Source organism: Enterococcus sp. HMSC076E04 (assembly GCF_001814285.1).
Classification (GTDB): Bacteria; Bacillota; Bacilli; order Lactobacillales; family Enterococcaceae; genus Enterococcus_B; species Enterococcus_B lactis.
In genome coordinates, this window is sequence record NZ_KV815557.1 from 1 (window position 1) to 869 (window position 869).

1 protein-coding gene is annotated in these 869 nt (G+C 43.8%); it reads right to left on the minus strand.

What is annotated here, in order from left to right; translation table 11 throughout:
- Nucleotides 1–51: 51 nt before the first annotated feature.
- On the minus strand, nucleotides 52–869 hold an 818-nt coding region (locus HMPREF2961_RS00595), incomplete at its 5' end, for an IS256 family transposase (protein WP_070703700.1).

The following is an 869-nucleotide window of genomic DNA, read 5'->3' on the forward strand; positions in this document are numbered from 1 at the left end:
GGGAGCGTCAATAATTTTGTGTAAATGGTTCTTCCCTACTGTAGATTGTTTCTAATTCTCCATCGGTTGACTCAGCATTTGTTCGAGCTCGCCTTCGGCCTGTTGGAAACCTTTATGACTGCGACCTAGGAATTTTTGGTTGTAAGTATCAAAAGACGAGACTAAGAAACGTTCCATCGACTCTTCATTTTGGAACTGTTCCTTGCGGTGGCTGTATTTCTTGATTTGCTTATTAAAGGATTCAATCAAGTTCGTAGAGTAAATACTCTTGCGTATGGCTAATGGGAAATCATAGAAAGTGAGCAGGTAATCGTTCGAAAGGATCGATTCCACCATTTTTGGATAACTGGTTTTCCATTTTTCCGCAAAAGCACCACGTGCTTCCAATGCCGCCTTTTTAGATGACGCTTGATACACCATTTTAAAATCATCACAGACTTCCTTACGATCATCGACACGCACTTTGTGACTGATATTACGGGAAACGTGCACACAGCAATGTTGAAAACGGGCTTTGGGGTAGAACCGCTGCACGGCCCCTGCCATCCCCTTTAAGCCATCCGTGATGAAAAGGAGGACGTTTTTCACGCCACGTTCCTGGAGGTCTATTAAAATCTCTTCCCAAATCGTGATAGATTCAGTTGGTGCAATCGCATAGCTCAATACTTCCTTTGATCCGTCCGGGCGAATGCCAACTGCGATATGAATGGCTTCCTTGGCGACGGTTTTCCGCTTTAAAGGGATATAGGTTGCGTCCATATAAATAGCGGCATAACGGTCATGAAGCTCACGTTCCTTAAATGAAGTGACTTCTTCCGTAAATGATTTAGTCATATTGGACATGGTTTGGGGCGTGTAGTGATGCCCAT